The organism is Pseudomonas sp. TMW22091, assembly GCF_022496705.1.
GTDB lineage: Bacteria > Pseudomonadota > Gammaproteobacteria > Pseudomonadales > Pseudomonadaceae > Aquipseudomonas > Aquipseudomonas saxonica.
In genome coordinates this window covers 64633-82510 of sequence record NZ_SCFI01000008.1, presented here as the reverse complement: position 1 = coordinate 82510, position 17878 = coordinate 64633, and the positions used below count along the sequence as shown (strand labels likewise).

Annotated in this window: 19 protein-coding genes and 1 tRNA gene; 6 read left to right on the top strand and 14 right to left on the bottom strand. The window is 57.1% G+C overall.

Annotated elements, in window-relative coordinates; translation table 11 throughout:
• Positions 1-100: 100 nt before the first annotated feature.
• The 3 genes from EQV93_RS16005 to EQV93_RS16000 are packed head-to-tail and all read right to left on the bottom strand — an operon-like array spanning position 101 to position 1198.
• On the bottom strand, positions 101-361 hold the full coding sequence (locus tag EQV93_RS16005) for a bacteriocin immunity protein (protein WP_146387052.1): 261 nt from the start codon (positions 359-361) through the stop codon (positions 101-103).
• A gap of 2 nt (positions 362-363) precedes the next feature.
• Positions 364-681, bottom strand: a complete 318-nt coding sequence (locus tag EQV93_RS22540; protein WP_442968901.1) for an HNH endonuclease signature motif containing protein — start codon at positions 679-681, stop codon at positions 364-366.
• A 16-nt stretch (positions 682-697) separates the two neighbouring features.
• Positions 698-1198 carry an S-type pyocin domain-containing protein gene (locus EQV93_RS16000; protein ID WP_240891901.1) on the bottom strand — a complete coding sequence of 167 codons (501 nt, stop codon included), beginning with the start codon at positions 1196-1198 and terminating at the stop codon, positions 698-700.
• A 613-nt stretch (positions 1199-1811) separates the two neighbouring features.
• Between EQV93_RS16000 and EQV93_RS22470 the strand changes: the two genes are divergently transcribed.
• On the top strand, positions 1812-2351 hold the full coding sequence (locus EQV93_RS22470) for a tyrosine-type recombinase/integrase (RefSeq protein ID WP_336247128.1): 540 nt from the start codon (positions 1812-1814) through the stop codon (positions 2349-2351).
• Positions 2352-2534: 183 nt separating this feature from the next.
• On the opposite strand, the gene EQV93_RS15990 is transcribed toward EQV93_RS22470, so the two are convergent.
• Positions 2535-2611, bottom strand: a tRNA-Val gene (locus EQV93_RS15990).
• Between the two features lie 184 nt (positions 2612-2795).
• Here EQV93_RS15990 and EQV93_RS15985 point away from each other — a divergent pair.
• Positions 2796-4079, top strand: a complete 1284-nt coding sequence (locus tag EQV93_RS15985) for an NAD(P)/FAD-dependent oxidoreductase (RefSeq protein WP_240891899.1) — start codon at positions 2796-2798, stop codon at positions 4077-4079.
• Positions 4080-4119: 40 nt separating this feature from the next.
• Here the strand turns inward: EQV93_RS15985 and EQV93_RS15980 are convergent, their stop codons facing one another.
• A complete protein-coding gene (locus EQV93_RS15980) occupies positions 4120-4800 on the bottom strand; it encodes a peptidase C39 family protein (RefSeq protein WP_240891898.1) in 681 nt (226 codons plus the stop codon).
• A gap of 219 nt (positions 4801-5019) precedes the next feature.
• Here EQV93_RS15980 and EQV93_RS15975 point away from each other — a divergent pair, with 219 nt between their 5' ends.
• Positions 5020-5187 (top strand): hypothetical protein, encoded by a 168-nt coding sequence (locus tag EQV93_RS15975; protein ID WP_167654283.1) that lies wholly within the window; start codon positions 5020-5022, stop codon positions 5185-5187.
• Between the two features lie 213 nt (positions 5188-5400).
• Here the strand turns inward: EQV93_RS15975 and EQV93_RS15970 are convergent, their stop codons facing one another.
• Both EQV93_RS15970 and EQV93_RS15965 read right to left on the bottom strand, forming a co-directional pair.
• Complete coding sequence (locus tag EQV93_RS15970; protein ID WP_240891897.1) at positions 5401-6162, bottom strand: TerC family protein; 762 nt, start codon at positions 6160-6162, stop codon at positions 5401-5403.
• A gap of 30 nt (positions 6163-6192) precedes the next feature.
• Complete coding sequence (locus tag EQV93_RS15965; protein ID WP_146424416.1) at positions 6193-6432, bottom strand: hypothetical protein; 240 nt, start codon at positions 6430-6432, stop codon at positions 6193-6195.
• A 134-nt stretch (positions 6433-6566) separates the two neighbouring features.
• Here EQV93_RS15965 and nhaR point away from each other — a divergent pair, with 134 nt between their 5' ends.
• Positions 6567-7463, top strand: a complete 897-nt coding sequence (gene nhaR / locus EQV93_RS15960; protein WP_122785608.1) for a transcriptional activator NhaR — start codon at positions 6567-6569, stop codon at positions 7461-7463.
• Here nhaR and EQV93_RS15955 read toward each other — a convergent pair.
• Positions 7460-8617 carry an MFS transporter gene (locus EQV93_RS15955; protein ID WP_146386560.1) on the bottom strand — a complete coding sequence of 386 codons (1158 nt, stop codon included), beginning with the start codon at positions 8615-8617 and terminating at the stop codon, positions 7460-7462. The genes nhaR and EQV93_RS15955 overlap by 4 nt on opposite strands.
• Before the next feature lie 357 nt (positions 8618-8974).
• Here EQV93_RS15955 and sstT point away from each other — a divergent pair, with 357 nt between their 5' ends.
• The gene (sstT, locus tag EQV93_RS15950; RefSeq protein WP_122785610.1) at positions 8975-10195 is read left to right on the top strand and encodes a serine/threonine transporter SstT; all 1221 of its coding nucleotides are present in this window, start codon (positions 8975-8977) and stop codon (positions 10193-10195) included.
• 53 nt (positions 10196-10248) lie between these two features.
• Here the strand turns inward: sstT and EQV93_RS15945 are convergent, their stop codons facing one another.
• Together EQV93_RS15945 and EQV93_RS15940 are read right to left on the bottom strand one after the other, a co-directional pair.
• Entirely contained in the window at positions 10249-10758 is a 510-nt protein-coding gene (locus EQV93_RS15945; protein WP_122785611.1) for a DUF1993 domain-containing protein, read from the bottom strand.
• A 43-nt stretch (positions 10759-10801) separates the two neighbouring features.
• Entirely contained in the window at positions 10802-11095 is a 294-nt protein-coding gene (locus EQV93_RS15940; RefSeq protein WP_240891896.1) for an XdhC family protein, read from the bottom strand.
• A 35-nt stretch (positions 11096-11130) separates the two neighbouring features.
• On the opposite strand from EQV93_RS15940, the gene EQV93_RS15935 reads away from it, so the two are divergent.
• Positions 11131-11790: a TetR/AcrR family transcriptional regulator gene (locus EQV93_RS15935; RefSeq protein ID WP_146386557.1), complete on the top strand. Its 660-nt coding sequence runs from the start codon at positions 11131-11133 to the stop codon at positions 11788-11790.
• On the opposite strand, the gene EQV93_RS15930 is transcribed toward EQV93_RS15935, so the two are convergent.
• From EQV93_RS15930 to EQV93_RS15915, 4 genes are all read right to left on the bottom strand, one after another.
• Complete coding sequence (locus EQV93_RS15930) at positions 11784-15347, bottom strand: molybdopterin cofactor-binding domain-containing protein (RefSeq protein WP_240891962.1); 3564 nt, start codon at positions 15345-15347, stop codon at positions 11784-11786. The genes EQV93_RS15935 and EQV93_RS15930 overlap by 7 nt on opposite strands.
• Positions 15348-15360: 13 nt before the next feature.
• Positions 15361-15849 carry a (2Fe-2S)-binding protein gene (locus EQV93_RS15925; RefSeq protein ID WP_122785615.1) on the bottom strand — a complete coding sequence of 163 codons (489 nt, stop codon included), beginning with the start codon at positions 15847-15849 and terminating at the stop codon, positions 15361-15363.
• A 178-nt stretch (positions 15850-16027) separates the two neighbouring features.
• Positions 16028-16456: a MarR family winged helix-turn-helix transcriptional regulator gene (locus EQV93_RS15920; RefSeq protein WP_233609056.1), complete on the bottom strand. Its 429-nt coding sequence runs from the start codon at positions 16454-16456 to the stop codon at positions 16028-16030.
• Positions 16457-16703: 247 nt separating this feature from the next.
• A complete protein-coding gene (locus EQV93_RS15915) occupies positions 16704-17762 on the bottom strand; it encodes a 2,5-dihydroxypyridine 5,6-dioxygenase (protein ID WP_240891895.1) in 1059 nt (352 codons plus the stop codon).
• Positions 17763-17878: the final 116 nt, after the last annotated feature.

Here is a 17878-nt window from a genome sequence, read left to right as displayed (position 1 = left end):
AGCTTTTCTATTGACCACAGCGTTGCCTGTCTAAGTCTAAAATCAACTTGAACAAGCAGCACTGTAGGATTGGCGGGGGAAATATAGGGTAGGTTGATTTTCAGAATCGTGGTTTAAAACCGGGCAAACCGTTGGCTTCGCACCATTCACTAACGGTTTTGATAATGCCTTCTGCTGAGCAGTCAGCACCTTTCTTAGGGTAGAAAATCAGATCTGTTCCACCAGCATCTCCAGCCAGCATGTTGAAGTGATATAACAGTTCATTTTGATATTGCTCAGAACCATTAACATCAATTATTTCTTGAGCTAACCTCTTGAACTCAAACTCGGTGTAATCTGAGAGCGATCCTTTAAGTTCCATATTTATTTTCCTTCGTGCAACTTGATGTGATTCTTTGGAGTATTGATGCGCAAGTTGTCTACATCGTAAACCCCTCCACCATCGACTATCCGTATGAGGTGATGTAGTTCAAAGCGAGATCTTTTACCTGACCACTCTGCCATTAGGGGTATTGGTGCGCTCCCTTTCTGTGTGTTTTTAAGGTTACTCTCTACAAGTTGATCTGCAAGTTCAGGCACCCTCGAAACCTCCCTCCAAAACGCACGCCTGAATGAATCAAACCTGCTGTATGTCCTGCCCCTAAGCACATCCACCACTGCCGTAGGAAGAGGTGCACCCATGCCGCTGCTGGCATGATCAAGCCACACCCCCCCAAAGATCCTCGCCCGTTCCTGATACCACACCCGGTGCATAGCGCAGGTTCAGTGAAAGATAGACCGGAGCTATCTGCGGGTGAGTCGGAAACCAGATTATAAAATCCTGATATTCCGGTGGATGCTCTGGATTCTCCAGAATCCTGTCAGCTTGCTCGGTCGCCGGAAATACCCATGCACCAGGCTTTAGTGACGCCGTCTCTAACGCAGGAATACCCAGTACTTCATTCGTGTCGACGGCTGGAGTCCAAATAATTTCCAAACCGTTACCGACATCTACAACCAGTTGCTCACCGCAGGGGGTCGCAGCTACAACCGGAACTTGTCTCCAGTCCGGTTGATTGCCTGTGTAGAACCCGTAAACACTGACCGCTCCATCGTCCAGATATTTAAGGTTGATACGAACCTGCGTATTGCCTTTGGTGAGCTGGGCGTAGTGCTCTGATTTGTAAAAGGCGCTGTCTGCCGAAGTGGTATTGGGCATCAATAGCGCTACACCGCCGACCATAAAAGGCGCAGCTACACCCACTCCTGAACCAGTCGTACTTAGCGCCAAGGCTGCCACCCAAACGCCTGGCCAGTGAAACAGCAGTTCCAGAGCCGCCGATCCAGTCCAGCGCGGTGCCTTCAGTGGTGATCGCCCCCACTGTGTCCAATACCGCATACGCACCGTACTCTGCCAATGTTTCAACGGGTACAAAACCATTCGGATTTTTATGGTCGATCACCCCATTGGGCAGCGTGCATGACTTCGCAAACACACAGCCATTGGTCGGCGGTTCAAGTTTTGGAGGAGGCGCAGGTTTGGGTGGCGGTCGTGGCGGCGCAGGGGTGTAAGGCACTTCTCTGCTTTTAAGCTCTTTCTCCCAGGCTCTGGCTTTCAATACCCGGGCGTAACAGGCAGGACAGCAGTAATCGCTCCAAGGCTCTTTAGCCATACGGTTATCAACCTGATGAATGACCGGGCGATTCTATGGAGAGGGATTGGAGAATTGATGCCAGCGCTTTCCGATTCGACTGTACGAAGTTAAACCAAAAGTATTACGCCTTTTCTGCTATGCGGGCGCTGATGTGTTAATGCACCTTCTGGTGCCGCAATATCAGCACGGTGTAATCGGCCCACATGCCGCCGTACACGTCGCGGCTGGATTTCTTGTTGTAGCGATGGTGCAGGTCGGGCACGCTGGTCAGCAGGCCTGCAGCGGCGTGACGATATCGTTTCGTGGCTTAAGTCTTCGGTCGATATTGAAAACAACACAATCAAGGTTTCACCCGGCAAGACACAAGGCCATGAGAACCCCATTCACCTGCAGATCAAAATGGGCAAAGCCCTGCGAGAGGTAGTGAGCGAATGCTTGCGCTCTCCTGTGGCTTCGCCCTATCTAATCCATTACCGGCCCAAGGCGCGAAAGCGCGAGCAGATAGCCGCAAAGGATCACTGGACCTCAGTCACCCCGAATTATCTGAGCAACGAGTTCAGCAAGACCCGGGACGCGGCGCATGCGTATGACCATAGTCCGGCCACCGAACGACCCACCTTTCACGAAATCCGCGCTTTGGGTGCTTGGCTATATGAGCAGCAGAATTTCCCGCAGGAATACATTCAGGCGCTGATGGCCATGCAGACGCGAAGATGACCAAACACTATCAAGATGGGCACACAGAGAAAGGTATCGAGTACCTGGAGGTGGGTGCTGATTTGGCGTTCTGAGGTGGTGGTTTTGCAAAAGTTTTGCAAAAGTTTTGCAAATCGCAGGCAACAAAAAAGGGCCCACCTTTCGGTGAGCCCTTCTAGACCGCCCAGCAGAGCGGATTTTGTTTGGTAGGCGCGATTGGACTCGAACCAACGACCCCCACCATGTCAAGGTGGTGCTCTAACCAACTGAGCTACGTGCCTGCTGTGGGGTCGCATTCTATAGATTTGCGGAGGGGTGTCAACACCTTTTTTGCAGCTAACTCTATGAATAGTCGAATTATTTGTTTGAAGCGCAAAAAACCTCAATGGACAGTGGCTAGCCGCTGGTTTTCTTCTCAGGTAGCATCGGCCTCACTCGTAAAAAATATAAAACAGAGGCTGCAGAATGTCGAACACCCCCTACCCTCAGTCTTACTACGCGGCCTCGGCTAATTCAGCCCCTGATCGCCCTTTTTTGCAGGACGATATCGAAACGGATGTCTGTGTCATCGGTGCAGGCTACACAGGCCTCTCTAGCGCGCTGTTCTTGCTGGAGAGCGGTTTCAAGGTGACGGTGCTGGAAGCTGCCAAGGTGGGCTTTGGCGCTTCGGGTCGAAATGGCGGTCAGATCGTTAACAGTTACAGCCGCGATATTGATGTGATTGAGCGCACGGTAGGGGCTCAGCAGGCGCACTTGCTTGGGCAGATGGCATTTGAAGGCGCCAGGATTATTCGCGAGCGTGTCGCCACCTACAACATTCAGTGCGATCTGAAAGACGGCGGCGTCTTCGCAGCGATTACCAGCAAGCAGATGGGCCATCTCGAAGCGCAGAAAAAACTCTGGGAGCGTTACGGCAATACACAGCTGGAACTGCTGGACCAGCGCCGTATTCGTGAAGTGGTGGCCTGCGATCAGTACCAAGGGGGTCTGCTGGACATGAGCGGCGGCCATATTCATCCGCTGAATCTGGCGCTGGGTGAAGCCGCTGCGGTCGAGTCATTGGGCGGGACGATTTATGAACAGTCGCCCGCGGTGCGTATCGAACGCGGTGCCAGCCCGGTGGTGCATACGCCACACGGCAAGGTGCGCGCCAAGTTTATTATCGTTGCGGGCAATGCCTATCTGGGCAATCTGGTGCCTGAGCTGGCGTCCAAGTCCATGCCCTGCGGCACTCAAGTGATCACGACCGAGCCCTTGAGCGAGTCAGTGGCCAATAGCCTGTTACCGCAAGATTACTGTGTCGAGGACTGTAATTATTTGCTCGATTACTACCGTCTCTCGGGTGACAAGCGCCTGATTTTCGGTGGCGGCGTGGTCTATGGCGCACGAGACCCGGCCAATATCGAGGCAATCATCCGGCCGAAAATGCTTAAAGCCTTCCCGCAGCTCAAGGATGTGAAAATTGACTATGCGTGGACAGGTAATTTCCTGCTGACGTTGTCACGGCTACCTCAGGTCGGCCGCATCGGTGACAACATCTATTACTCGCAAGGGTGCAGCGGTCACGGGGTGACTTACACCCACCTGGCCGGCAAGGTGTTGGCTGAAGCCCTGCGCGGACAAGCTGAGCGGTTTGATGCCTTTGCAGACCTGCCGCACTACCCCTTCCCCGGCGGGCAACTGTTACGCACACCGCTTACAGCGCTGGGGGCGTGGTACTACAGCTTGAGAGACAAGTTCGGCTTCTAGGCAATAAGGGCTGGCGCACGTTGCGCCAGCCTCCGGTTCGTTATTGTGCAGCGCTGGTCAGCGTTTTGATGGCTTTGGCACCGGCCTGTTCCTGACCCGCACGGGATAAATCGTTGGCTGCCTTCAGCCAGCGTGCTTTGTCTACCTGGGCCGGCAACTGATCAGGCGACAGAATCAGCACCGCCCACCCACCTGCGTCCTTCCAGGCGGACTCGAATGTACTGAAGTCCATCAACCGCCGACGCTCCATGCCTGCACGCAGCAGCACGGTTTGCTTGGCGCGGTTGTAGCCCACCAGCATCGCGTAACGCGGCTCGGACCACACGGTGCCGTCGCTAAAACGCAGCATGACCGGATGACCGGCTGCCACTTGGGTCAACAGCGCTTCGAGTGAGGTGTCCAGTGGATACACCACCAGCCCATAACCAGTGGCCAGTTGCTCCATATTGCCTTGCAAAGACGCCTCTGCGTCCGGCAGCTTCAAGGGCTTGACCAACAGGCCAGGGGTGACGCTGATCCGCTGTTCGCCGAGCATGCTGGCTAACACGTGCGGGCCGCTCTGATGAGCATTGCCCCGGTAAAAGGGCACGCCGTTGAGCTCGACCCTTTCAGGCAAATGGCGAATGCCTGGCGGCTCGACACTGGCGCATCCCACCATAACCAACGCAATTAATGACGCCAGCCAAAGTCGCACCGATCTCAATCCCGTCACTGCCTGCATGTTCCCTCGCTTTGAATAAGCGCCAGACCTGCGATCCGGCATGGCTGCAGATCATAGGACGGCCAACGGGTGAGGTATAGCCTTATAGGGCAGAGATTATGACGCCATAGAGCAAATCAGTTGGTGCAGCACGACCTTTGGTCAATAGACTGCAACACCACCCAAGCTAGACTGTCTCTTGCTTAATGTGTGTGCCCATTGGGGGCGAAGGAGGCACTGATGAGCCCGACATTAACCATTTTTTTGCTGATCTGCGGCTGGTTAAGCGTTGCCGGCGCGATGCTGTGGGGTTTAATGCGCATCAGCCGCCATCATCACCCGCAGGTGCAGCCAAAACCGAAAGTCAGCCTTGAAAAAGCGCCCGCCAGCCCGATCAACGCGCATTAAAAATGCCGTCTTCTGAGAGCAGTGCACAGGTCCCTACATTACGCTAGATCCGACAGCTGGATTAACGACTGCTCTGATGCCGGACGTAGCTTCGCGGAGCTCGTCAACTGCTACGGATCTTTATCGCGACCGCGTGATTTTGGGGCCCCCTTAAACCACGCGGGCCTGTGTGAGGGCACCAAACCGATCGCAGCCTTCGTTCCTCGTCAGCGGCTACAAGGGGGTCGTCACAGCAGCCTGACGTTTTTCACGTACCCGACGGGCCAGTATGTTCAGCGTTTCGACCGTCGCAGAGAACGCCATCGCCGCATACACATACCCTTTAGGGACGTGGGCACCAAAACCTTCAGCGATCAGCGTCATGCCAATCATGATCAAGAAAGCCAGGGCCAGCATCACCACGGTCGGGTTGTCATTGATGAACTTGGCCAAGGGCTCGGAGGCCAGCAACATCACCAGCACCGCCACGACCACTGCAATCACCATGATGGGCAAGTGCTCGGTCATACCCACCGCGGTAATAATACTGTCGATGGAGAACACCAAATCCAGCATCAGTATCTGACCAATCGCCGCCGCAAATCCAAGCGTCACTTTTGACGACACACTCTCGGTTTTTTCTTCCGATTGCGGCGTCATGCTGTGATGAATTTCACTGGTGGCTTTCCAGACCAGGAACAAACCACCGGCTATCAAAATCATGTCCTTCCACGAGAAGGCCTTGCCCATCACTTCAAAGACGGGCGCGGTGAGCTGCACGATGTAGGCAATGGTGCCCAGCAGGCCCAACCGTAGAATCAGCGCCATACCGATACCGATTCGGCGGGCTTTGGTACGGTATTGCTCGGGCAACTTGTTGGTCAGGATCGAGATAAAGATCAGGTTATCGATGCCCAGCACGATTTCCATCACGATCAACGTGGCCAGCGCGACCCAGGCGGCGGGGTTCGCCGCCAGCTGTAAAAGATAGTCCATAGGTGTGTTCTGACTCTGGAGTGCAACAGGTTAAATGGCGTTCGAGGTTTCTTGGCTTTCTGGCTCAGGCTGCTTTTTTTCGATCAACCCGCCCGTTGCGTCGCTCAACGCCTGTTCCGCAGCCTTGTGGGTATCATCAATGGCCTGTTTGGCCGTTTCTGCGGTTTTGCTCAGCATCTGTTGCGCCGCTTTTTCAGCCTGATCACAACCACTGATCAGCAATAAGCCAGCAACCAGCAGGGCCGCGACACCTGTATTTTTAATGTTCATGGGGGTTTCCTCTTCAAAACGGCGGCCACTAGAGTGGCTCGCTAATAACGCGCGATTCTAGAGAGGCAAACAGTTCAGGAAAATTCGTATTTTCAGGCGCTATACTTCGTTTTTTACGAAGTGTTGTCCGCCCGATGCTCAATTACCGTCAACTTCATTATTTTTGGGTTGTTGCCAAGACCGGCAGCATTGTCCGCGCCTGCGAACAATTGAACCTCACGCCGCAAACCATCAGCGGGCAAATCAGCTTGCTGGAAGAGACCTACGGTCTGCCGCTGTTTCGTCGGGTCGGACGTCAACTTGAACTGACTGAAACCGGGCGTCAGGTGCTGCCATACGCCGAGCAGATCTTCCAGCTCGGTAGCGAACTGGAAACCATGCTGCGCATGGCACCCAAGGAGCAGCAGATTCTGTTTCGGGTCGGCGTGGCTGACGTGGTGCCCAAATCGATTGTCTATCGCTTGATTGCACCGACCATGGCGCTGGATGAGCCCATTCGTATTACCTGCCGCGAAGACAAGCTCGACAGGCTACTGGGAGACTTGGCGATCCAACGTTTGGACCTGGTTATTTCCGACAGCCCGATGCCTTCTCACCTCGATATAAAAGGCCTGAGCCAAAAGCTCGGCGAGTGCGGCATCAGCTTTTTTGCCACTGCGGCGCTGGCAGCTTTATATACGCCGAACTTCCCCCTCAGCCTGCAAGGCGCTCCCCTGCTGATCCCCGGCCCGGAAACCGTGCTGCGCAGCCGCCTTTTGCGCTGGCTGGCTGAACAAAAGATCCAGCCGCGTATTGTCGGCGAGTTCGATGACAGCGCCTTGATGCAGGCATTTGGGCATTCAGGGATCGGAGTCTTTATTGCCCCCAGCGTGATCGCTGAAGAGGTCATGCGCCAGTTCAACGTTGAACTGATCGGTCAGACCGACGCGGTGACCGAGTCGTTTTATGCCATCACCGTAGAGCGTAAAATCAGGCACCCCGGCATCATTGCGATTACCGAAGGTGCCCGGCGCGAGCTTTTTACGGATTAAGCGCAGGCGGCGGCGTGGGGTTTTGCCGTCATCAGCCACAACGCGAGCACAATCGACACCAGGATGAACCCCGCAGCGGCGAAGCCCAGATTGCCCAAGCCGTAGCTGTCGATCACGCGCCCGCCCACCATCGCGCCCAGGCCAATACCAAAGTTGGCCCCGGCAATGTTAAGCGACGCCGCAAAAGCAGGCGCATGCGGTGCGACTTTCATCAGGCGCACATGGCTGACCAGAAATAGGGCTGACTGGGTGATCCCCCACACGGCCATCGCGGCCGCCAGCCCCAGCGTTGAATGAATACTCGGTACCAGCGCGACCATTCCGCCGATCAGGAAAGCGCAAAACACCATCGAAGCGATCAGCGGGTGACGGTCGACCATGCGCCCGCCCAGCGAGTTGCCGATCAGGCCGACCGCACCAAAGCCCATCAAGCACCAGCCCACCACATTGCCGTCGAAACCCGCCAGCCGCTCAAGAATGTCCGCCAGATAGGTGTAAGCGGTAAACATGCCGCTGAATACCAACACTGACAGCACGATATGGCCAATCATCAGCGGACTGCGCAACATGCCGAACTGTGAGCGCAGGGTAACGTGCGCTTTGACCACCTGAGTGGCGGGCAAATACATCCACAAAAGCAGTGCTTTGGCCAGCGCGACCACGGCCAGAATGCCGAACGCACTGCGCCAACCCCACGCATCAGAAATCAAGGTGCCCACCGGGATACCAAAGACCGTCGCACAGACAATGCCAAAACCGATTTTGGCAATCGCACGCCCCGCATACTCGGGGCCTACGATATCCACCGCCGTTTCGCTGGCCAAGGCCCAGAACACCGGCAAACCCAGTGCCGGCAGTAACCGCGCGAAGGCCATGACCCAAATATTCGGGGCCAGTGCGGCCACGGTATTGGCGAAAGCAAACATCAGCAAAATCGCGATGAACAGACGCTTGCGCGGGAAGCGGGCGAAGTACGCTGTGAGAAACGGCCCCAATGCCGCCACCGTAAAAGCAAACAATGTAACCAGCAAACCCGCCTGGGGCACGCTGACCTCCAGGTCGCGGGCAATCGCCGGCAACAGGCCGACGATGATGAACTCGGTGGTGAGCACGGTGAAACCGGCCGCAGACAGCAGCAGGATGGGCAACAGCATGAATAACTCCAGAAACGGCGCTGCCAGCGAATGCCGAAAGGGGCTCGCTGACGAAGGTAAGAATGGATACGCGCAATAGTAACAGAATGATTCAACGCAAGAACATGCACTACAAGAAGATCGATGGCAGGTGTGACAGATTGACTGCTGTAGGAATGCCCCTACATCACTATGTTAAAGTCCGCCCCCAAACATGAACGTTGTCACACTGACGCGCTCAGCGCACACGACTATCCTCGTCCGCTGACTCTGCTTTACTCAAAACGTTTTCCCAAGATCTGCGTGCATCAGCCTGCTCGTTTTGCTGATTCCCTGAGGTATTGCCATGCGCTATCCAAAACAACTAGAGATGCCCTTATGAGTGATGTTGCACCTACCCTCCTGCAAAAGCTGTCACGCACCAGTCTGGTCACCCAGATCGTGATCGGCCTGATCGCCGGCATTGTTCTGGCCTGGCTGGCACCGGCAGCGGCTCTGTCTGTGGCTTTTATCGGCAAACTGTTCGTCAGCGCTTTGAAGGCCGTGGCACCCATTCTGGTGTTTGTGCTGGTCATGGCCTCGATTGCCAACCACAAGCACGGCCAGGAAACCCATATCCGCCCCATTTTGGTGCTCTACCTGTTCGGCACCTTTGCCGCTGCCGTTGTGGCGGTGATCGCCAGCATGATGTTCCCGTCGCATCTGGTGCTGGCCACTGAGAACGTGACTATTTCCGCCCCGGGCGGGATTGGTGAAGTGCTGCAGAGCCTGCTGTTGAGTGTGGTCGACAACCCGGTCAGCGCACTGATGAACGCCAACTTTATTGGCATTCTGGCGTGGGCAATCGGCATCGGCATTGCCATTCGCCATGCCGGTGACACCACACGCACCGTGCTCAGTGACCTGTCCAACGGCATCACCCTGATCGTACGCGTCATCATCCGCTTTGCACCCGTGGGCATTTTTGGTCTGGTGGCATCGACCCTCGCCAGCTCAGGCTTCGGCGCCCTGCTCGGCTACCTGCACCTGCTGGTGGTTTTGATTGGCTGCATGCTGTTTGTGGCGCTGGTGGTCAACCCGCTAATCGTGTTCTGGAAGTTGCGCCGCAACCCATTCCCGCTGGTGTTTCTGTGCCTGCGTGAAAGCGGTATCACCGCATTCTTTACCCGCAGCTCAGCCGCCAACATTCCCGTCAACATGGCATTAAGCGAACGTCTGGGCCTGCATGAGGACACCTACTCGGTGTCGATCCCGCTGGGTGCCACCATCAACATGGCGGGCGCAGCCATCACCATTACGGTGTTGAGTCTGGCGGCCGTGCATACACTGGGGATTTCAGTCGATATTCCTACCGCCATATTGCTCAGTCTGGTGGCGGCTATCTGCGCCTGTGGCGCATCGGGTGTGGCAGGAGGGTCGTTGCTGTTGATCCCGCTGGCGTGCAGCCTGTTCGGTATCCCGAGCGAGATTGCCATGCAAGTAGTGGCAGTGGGTTTCATCATCGGTATTTTGCAGGACTCGGCCGAGACCGCGCTCAATTCGTCCACCGACGTTCTGTTTACCGCTGCAGCCTGCCTGGCCAAAGAAGAACGCAACTGAGGGTGTAGCGGCTGGCGAGGTACGCCGTACCTCGCCAGCCATTGCGAGCTAAATCAGAACGCGCCCATGTAGTCACGTTTGCCGATTTCGACGCCGTTGTGGCGCAGAATCGCGTAAGCAGTGGTCACGTGGAAGAAAAACTGCGGCAGGCCGTAAGTCAGCAGGTACGACTGGCCAGTGAAGCGTTTTTCTTTGGGTGTGCCCTGACGCGTGATGATTTCGATACCTTCCTTGCCGTCGATTTGCTCGGGCTTGATTGCATCGACAAAGGCCAATACCTTGCTGATCAGCGCTTGCAGGTCGGCAAAGGTCACTTCAGCGTCGTCGTACTTCGGCAGTTCGATTTCAGCCAGACGCCCCGAAACACCCTTGGCAAAATCAACCGCGATTTGCACCTGACGCACCAGCGGGAACATATCCGGCGCCAGACGCGCTTGCAGAAACACGCTTGGCTCGATGTTTTTGGCCGTCGCATGCGCTTCGGCCTTGGTCAGAACACCGCTCAGGGCGTTGAGCATTTGCTTGAACACAGGAACAGAAGCAGCGTACAGAGAGATAGTCATAAAGGTCTCGACAGTCTGTGGGCAGGAATGGAATGTGCGGCGATTATAGACATGCATTCCAACTTCTGGCGCACCGCTCTCCTCTCATCCTCCCATCTTTCATTAATCCCCGGATCGCCTGACGCCTGACCTGACCCAGCCGCGGCATCACCACCCGCGCACCGGGCCGGCGATAGCCCGAGCCTTCAGCCTTGACCACGGTGGCCAGTACCACCTCGTCCTTGTTACTGTCGGCCTCGTCCAATGCCTCGAGTACGCCACATAGTTCACTCATCGCCGCCGTCCCCAATGTTTTTTCAGTGAATTGCCGTACCATCGACGGCAGTTTTTCCGCCATCCACCGCGCTACGCGTAATCGTGAAGGACAACAGCGTGAACAAAAAAACCGGTGTCCGGGCTCATCAGGCCGATCAGACCAAGGCGCGCATTCTCAAGGCTGCCATCACCGTGTTCGCCCGGGATGGCTACGCCGGTGGGCGCATCGAGCAAATCTCCAAAGAAGCCGAGTCCAACGACCGGATGATTTATTACTACTTCGCCAGCAAGGAAAACCTGTTTCTTCACGTGCTGGAACACACCTACGAAGCGTTCAATCAGGCCGAAAGCGGGCGCCGTCCAGACCTGAGCAAACCGGTGGAAGCCTTGCGCCAACAGGTGGGATTCTTTTGGGATTACTACGTGGCTCACCCCGAGTTCGTGGCCATTCTGACGATCGAGAACCTGCACAAAGGCAAGCACGCCAAGCAATCGCGTGAGCTGAGCCGGCTTTCGGCGACCACCGTCGGGGTGATCAAGCCGATTATCGAGGCAGGTCAGCAGCAAGGCCTTTTTCGCCTGGACGTCGACATCAATCACGTCTACTTGATGATCGCCTCGCTGTGCTACTTCTATAACTCCAACCAGCACACGCTCTCCTCATTTCTGGGCCAGAACCTCGCCGATCCTGGCCAGCAGCAAGACTGGCTGGCGTTCATCAGCGATCTGGTGATACGCGGTGTCAGGGTGCTGCCAATAGACACCGCCGATCAGTGAGAGCCAGGGTTGGCACGCAGGTGCGCAACCCTTTGTTCCAACCCTTGCCACGCGGGCTCGGCCGGGGCGAATCGCTGACGCAGATACGCCACCAGCTCACTGAGCTGGCGATTCGACAGACTGTCTTTGAAGGCGGGCATATAACCCAGGTCCGCCGTTGCCGGAACCGGAATGCCCTGCATGATGATTTTGAGCAGGTTGTCAGGCAGCGCGCTGTGCACATTACTGTTATTGGCCAGAGACGGGCTGACCCCAAACAGCGTTGGCCCGGCCCCGTCGGCGTGACAGGCCTGACACGCACCCTCGAACACTCGCTGGCCGTTGCTTAGCGACACGGCTTGCGCACTCGCCTGCGCTGCTTGCGGGGTCTCGACCGGCTCGGCCTGAGCCTGATCAGTAAGTGACGCCAGGTAGACCGCCATCGCCCGCCGATCGGTATCGGGCAGCTTGGCCAGCTCAGTGACCACCGGCCCCATCGGCCCAGCGGCCACACCGTGAGCATCGGAATAACCCGTGCTCAGGTAGGTAAACAGTTGATCCTCGGTCCAGGGCGTTGGCGCTTTGGACAAACCGTTCAGCGCTGGCGCCTCCCAACCATCCACTGTACCTCCGGCCAAAAATGCCTGACCGCCCTTTGCTGCGCCCATGAAATTGCGCGGCGAATGGCAGGCCGCGCAGTGGCCCAAGCCGTTGACCAGATACGATCCGCGATTCCATTGCGCGCTGCGCTGCGGTTGCGCCTTGACCTCCCCCGAGCGCAGAAAAATCGCATTCCAACCCGCCATCAGCGGCCGCATGTTGAACGGGAATTGCATGTCGTTAGCCTTGGCTGGCTGACTCACCGGGTCTTGTGACATCAAGTAGGCATACAGGGCCTGCATGTCGGCATCGTCGATATTTCTGAAAGACGTGTATGGAAAAGCCGGATAGAGATGTTTTCCGTCCCGACTGATGCCCTCGCGCATGGCCCGCTCGAACGCCGTGTATGACCACTTGCCAATGCCTGTTTCCGGATCGGGGGTGATGTTGGTGCTGTACAGCGTGCCGAAAGGCGTTTGCATCGCCAGCCCGCCCGCATTGGTGACGCCGCCCGGTGTGGTGTGGCACACCGCGCAGTCCCCCACCGCCGCCAGCAAACGCCCGCGCTCCAGAGTTGCGGCCGACCAGGTGCCGAGCGCCGGCGGCGCAATGGGGGCGATTTCCGCCCGCCACGGCAACGCCGTTGCCGCCATCCCGATCAGCGCACCGAACCCCGCCACCACAGGTGCAAACCACCATTTTGAACGCTTGGGTTTGGCCGCTTCAGGCGCTGGAGCCGCTTCACCTTCTGATTGCTTGAGTGCCGCCAATACCCGCTCGGGGGTGATCGGCAGTTCGCGAAAGCGAATACCGGTTGCATCGAAAATGGCATTGGCAATGGCCGCCGCACTGGGTACACCGGCCGATTCCCCGGCACCCATCGGTGGCTCCTGTTGACGCGGCATCATCATCACATCGATCTTCGGCACTTGCTTGAAGGTCAAAATGGGATAAGCGCCCCACTCTTTGCTGCTGACCGTCGACTCTTCAAACGTCACGCGCTCTTTCAGCACGCGACTGGTGGCCTGAATGACATTGCCGTGGATCTGATGCTGCACCCCCGCCGGATTCACCATCATGCCCGCGTCATGACCGATCACCACCCGGGTCACCGAGACTTCGCCGCTGACCCGGTCGACCGCCACATCCGCCACCCACGCTGCCCACGCCGCGCCAAAGCCGGGGAATTTACTGTGGATATAGCGCGCGTACGCAAAGCCCCGACCGCGCAAAATAGTGTCTTGGCCGGGTGTCTGCATCGGCTCGGTGCGTGCTTGCCAACCAGCACGCGCAGCCGTGGCCTTGACCAGCTCCGAGGCGCGCTCATCGTTCAAATAGCGCAAACGGTATTCGACCGGATCGACCTTGGCGGCAAAGGCCAGCTCATCGATATACGACTCGTGGGCAAAGGTGTTGGGCAACGCCGACACACCGCGCATCCACGACGCCCGCACCATCGGCGCCATGTCGTTGATGGTGACGCGCATGTGTTCAAAGTCATAGGGCGGAATCGACGTCCGATCGCCCATTTCAAACATCGCCGCCACCGGCTCGACCCGACCGGTCAGCAGCAACGCCAGGGTCGGCGCACCATTGGAGGGATAACTGGTCTGGAAGTCATAGCCTGCAACCCCACCATCGGCATTGAGACCACCATCCACTTCCATCAATTGCGCCGAGCCTTTGGGCTCCCACACATGTTCCTGTTCACGGGTCAGTTGCACCCGCACGGGCAAGCCCACGGCGCGTGACAACAACACCGCATCGGCACACACGTCATCGGCACAGTTGCGCCCGTAACAGCCGGCCGCTTCCATGCGAATAATTTCGATCTGTTCTTCCGGGTACTCCAGCAGCCAAGCCAGATCTGCGCGCAACAAGTGCGGGTTTTGCGTGCCTGACCATACGCGTATGTGCTCCGGGTGATAGTGCGCCAGCCCGCAGGACGGGCCGATGGAACCGTGAATCTGATAGGGCCACAGGTAGCTGCGAGGCATTCGTTCAGTGGCCTGCTCCAATGCCTGCTGCACATTGCCCTTGTCCAGAACAACACGCTGGATACGCGGGTTATCACGAATGGCCTGCTCGACATCCGACATGTCGGGGAGTTTTTGATTCCAGGGTTTCCACGTCACCGTGAGTGCCTGTGCGGCTTTTATAGCCTGCTCTTCACGCAGCGCCACCACGCCCACAAAGTCGCCGATCACCACCACTTTGACCACGCCGGGAATATGCGCAATGGATGACTCGTCCACGTGCAACAGGCTTTTACCGACAAAGTCGCCACTGTCCAGCCCGGCATAGGGCGGGCGAATCACCCGCCCGTGAAGCATGTCGGGCAGGCGCATGTCATGCACGTAGGTCAACTCGCCAGTGGCCTTGGCGGGAATATCTACCCGCGCCGAAGATTGGCCGACCAGCCGATAATCGTGCACTGACTTGAGCGGCGCATCGCCGGTGATACTCACCACGTGTTGCTCGCCGGCTACCAACTCGGCAAAGCTCAGGTGACGGCCATCGCTGCTGTTGACCACACCGTTTTCAATCTGCAATGACTGCGCATCGACACCCCACAGCCTGGCCGCCCGGGCCAGCAGAAAACGGCGTGCTTCAGCCGCCGCATTGCGCAAAGGCACGGCGGTGATTTGCAGCGTTGCACTGGCGATGGTTGCCCCCTGATTGGGTGCATTGTCCGTGTCACCCAACACCATGCACACCTGTTCCAGCGCCAGATCCAGCTCCTCCGCAACGATTTGCGCCAGCGCTGTGCGGATCCCCGTGCCCAGATCGACGTGGCCATTAAAGCCATACACCTGACCGTCATCGTTAACCGCAATAAATAGCCCCTGCTCCTTGGGCTTGAGCACCGGTACGCCGCCTTTAGCGACCGGCCCGGAAGGCGGCTGAATCTGATCCACCACCAGCAAAACGCCAGACTTGGCCAACAACTGATCACGGGTGAGCGTGGTAAGGGTCATAGTCATTATCCGTTCAAGGCTTTTGACGGGCGGCACGCATGACCGCTCGAACAATTTCGATATGGGTGCCGCAACGGCACAGGTTGGCTGACAGCTCGTTCAGCACCTGCTCTTCGCTGGGATGGGGATTGCGATCAAGCAGCGCCTTGGCAGTCATGATCATGCCGTTCATGCAATAGCCGCATTGCGCGGCCTGCTCATCGATAAAGGCTTGCTGAACCGGGTGCAGCCGCTCGCGACTGCCCAGACCTTCAAGGGTGGTAATCATTCGGCCTTCGGCACCCGACAGCGGGAACACACAGGAACGTGCGGCTACCCCGTCGATGATCACTGTGCATGCCCCGCACTCGCCCAGGCCACAGCCGTATTTAGGGCCATTGAGCTGCAAATCGTTGCGCAATATCAGCAATAACGGTGTATCGGCCATGGCACTGACGACGACGCGCTGGCCGTTGACGTCGAGTGTTACCGTTTTCAGCGGCGCAAGGGTTTGATCGCTCATTCAAGGCTTCCCCAGGTAGCAATGTCCGCGCTGTGTTGTGCGGATCTTATTAAGTGTTTACTTCATGAAACGGGCGGAACAAAGCGCTGCACACGCAGAGACAAGAGGTTTATCGGTTTGATGAAGTAACTACTTAACCAAACCGGGAGCAAGAACGATGCCAAGCACGTCAATCAGCTTATTCGCTGCCGTCATCGACCATTTTTCGCAGTAGATACAGCATGGCGACCCGCTCAGCCGGGTTGAGGTTGGCCATGGTCAGTTCGCTCACTTGCAGTGCGTGGGGTTGGGTTTCGCGCACCAATTGCTCGCCGTCCTGCGTGAGGCTGACGATCACTTTGCGTTTGTCGTGTTCGGCAGGCGCCAGACTGATCAGATTGCGCGCCTGCAAACGCTCGACAATGCCGCGAATCGTGGCCTGGTCGACCGCAGTGGCTTTGATCAACTCACTTAATGAGCTGGGGCCGTGATTGTGGACTGCACACAGGGTAATGAACTGCACGGCGGTCAATTGTGAGTTGCCAATGTTCTGCTGAAAAATGGCCATATGGCGCTGGTAGGCTTTGCGCAATAAATGGCCCACCTGCTCGGAAAAATCGTAATTCATGAGGCTCTCAGGTTGCATGTCTGTTGGGAAATGGGGTGTGACCTTAACCTGCGCAGGCTCTTACACATAGTGCGTAGCAGCTGACGAGCTCTGCGAGGCTGCGTTCGGCGGCGCAGCCGTCGTGAAACCGCTCAAGCCCAAACCCCAGGCAGATACAAAGCCCGGGCTTGGGGATTCAGATACATCGCGCGCATAGATCTTGCGACGATTGCATCGTCGAACGCAGCCTCGCAAAGCTCGTCAGCTGCTACGAAATTTGCGGTCGCGGCATTTGCATCTCGTTAACCACCCCGCCCGTGACCACAGCCACGTCATCCAGATACACGTCGCAATGACGCAGCGGAATGTCGAGGTGACACGGGGTTTTGCGGGTGCCACCCACTTCGGTATTGGGCCCGGTTGAAAACAGAAAATTACCTTCAAATGCCCGTGCGTCCATGCACATGCCATCATTTTTGTCGTGCAACCCCATGGCGGTCCATTGCGCACGCGGCTGCAAGCCCCAACCAATGTGGGAGATGCCATACACTTCAGGGTCATTGAAATACTTCAAGTAATCACGCAGGTATTCGGCTTCGAAGCCTCCGTGGATAGACGTAATGAACCCCTTGTCGATCTCCAGCGTTATTTGCTCGCGCGAGTAGTTTTTGAACGGCAGCACAATGTCGCCCACGTCGATCACCAGCACGCCCTGGGCGGTCTCTTCGTTGGGCCAGGAAAACAGAAATCCGCTGGGCCAGTGATCCCAACGGCCCGGCTCATCGGCAAAGCCATACTCAGTCACCGCCGGGTACTGACCCAGCAACGCCTTGAAGTCACTGCCCGCCCTGGAGCGCACGTGGATCGAGCGCGCTTGCTTGAGCAGCTTTTCAGCCGCCAGCACACGGGCCTTGTCCGCCAGGGTGGGCAACATGCGCGCCAGCACTTCCGGCGGCTCAACCGCCAGCAAGATGCGTGTGCCGGTCTTGAGAATCTGCTCCTGCTCCGGCGAATGCAGCAGCATCATGGTGTCCACGATCAGGTCTGCCGCTTCCAGCGCCCGCTGGGCGGCAATGTTGCCTGTCAGGGCCGTATCGCCACAGTAGGCCGTCATGTCATTGCCCATGGCCATTGGATGGTTGAACGAAGGCAGCTCCACGGCATACACCTTGGCCCCCAGCCGTTGAGCGGCCTCCATCGCCGCCCGCACGGTGCGCGGGTTGGAATAATGACTCTTGAGCACCGCAACGCTTTGGGTCGCATCCACTTTTGACAGTGACAACACGTGCTCAAACATTTGAGTCAACTCGCAGTCGCTTACCGGCATTCACTCATCCTCTCAATTGACTGGCTGCATACGGGCAACACCCTCACTCGCTCGCTCCGCAGAATTCAAGCGAGACGTTAGCCCCTCGAAACTAGAGCGTACACGCTATTTATGAC

What these genes read in the sequence shown, in the direction of transcription:
- EQV93_RS16005 (WP_146387052.1), bottom strand. Translation starts at nt 361, where the DNA reads ATGGAACTTAAAGGATCGCTCTCAGATTACACCGAGTTTGAGTTCAAG.
- EQV93_RS22540 (WP_442968901.1), bottom strand. Translation starts at nt 681, where the DNA reads ATGGGTGCACCTCTTCCTACGGCAGTGGTGGATGTGCTTAGGGGCAGG.
- EQV93_RS16000 (WP_240891901.1), bottom strand. Translation starts at nt 1,198, where the DNA reads ATGCCCAATACCACTTCGGCAGACAGCGCCTTTTACAAATCAGAGCAC.
- EQV93_RS15985 (WP_240891899.1), top strand. Translation starts at nt 2,796, where the DNA reads ATGTCGAACACCCCCTACCCTCAGTCTTACTACGCGGCCTCGGCTAAT.
- EQV93_RS15980 (WP_240891898.1), bottom strand. Translation starts at nt 4,800, where the DNA reads ATGCAGGCAGTGACGGGATTGAGATCGGTGCGACTTTGGCTGGCGTCA.
- EQV93_RS15975 (WP_167654283.1), top strand. Translation starts at nt 5,020, where the DNA reads ATGAGCCCGACATTAACCATTTTTTTGCTGATCTGCGGCTGGTTAAGC.
- EQV93_RS15970 (WP_240891897.1), bottom strand. Translation starts at nt 6,162, where the DNA reads ATGGACTATCTTTTACAGCTGGCGGCGAACCCCGCCGCCTGGGTCGCG.
- EQV93_RS15965 (WP_146424416.1), bottom strand. Translation starts at nt 6,432, where the DNA reads ATGAACATTAAAAATACAGGTGTCGCGGCCCTGCTGGTTGCTGGCTTA.
- nhaR (WP_122785608.1), top strand. Translation starts at nt 6,567, where the DNA reads ATGCTCAATTACCGTCAACTTCATTATTTTTGGGTTGTTGCCAAGACC.
- EQV93_RS15955 (WP_146386560.1), bottom strand. Translation starts at nt 8,617, where the DNA reads ATGCTGTTGCCCATCCTGCTGCTGTCTGCGGCCGGTTTCACCGTGCTC.
- sstT (WP_122785610.1), top strand. Translation starts at nt 8,975, where the DNA reads ATGAGTGATGTTGCACCTACCCTCCTGCAAAAGCTGTCACGCACCAGT.
- EQV93_RS15945 (WP_122785611.1), bottom strand. Translation starts at nt 10,758, where the DNA reads ATGACTATCTCTCTGTACGCTGCTTCTGTTCCTGTGTTCAAGCAAATG.
- EQV93_RS15940 (WP_240891896.1), bottom strand. Translation starts at nt 11,095, where the DNA reads ATGGCGGAAAAACTGCCGTCGATGGTACGGCAATTCACTGAAAAAACA.
- EQV93_RS15930 (WP_240891962.1), bottom strand. Translation starts at nt 15,347, where the DNA reads ATGACCCTTACCACGCTCACCCGTGATCAGTTGTTGGCCAAGTCTGGC.
- EQV93_RS15925 (WP_122785615.1), bottom strand. Translation starts at nt 15,849, where the DNA reads ATGAGCGATCAAACCCTTGCGCCGCTGAAAACGGTAACACTCGACGTC.
- EQV93_RS15920 (WP_233609056.1), bottom strand. Translation starts at nt 16,456, where the DNA reads ATGAATTACGATTTTTCCGAGCAGGTGGGCCATTTATTGCGCAAAGCC.
- EQV93_RS15915 (WP_240891895.1), bottom strand. Translation starts at nt 17,762, where the DNA reads ATGCCGGTAAGCGACTGCGAGTTGACTCAAATGTTTGAGCACGTGTTG.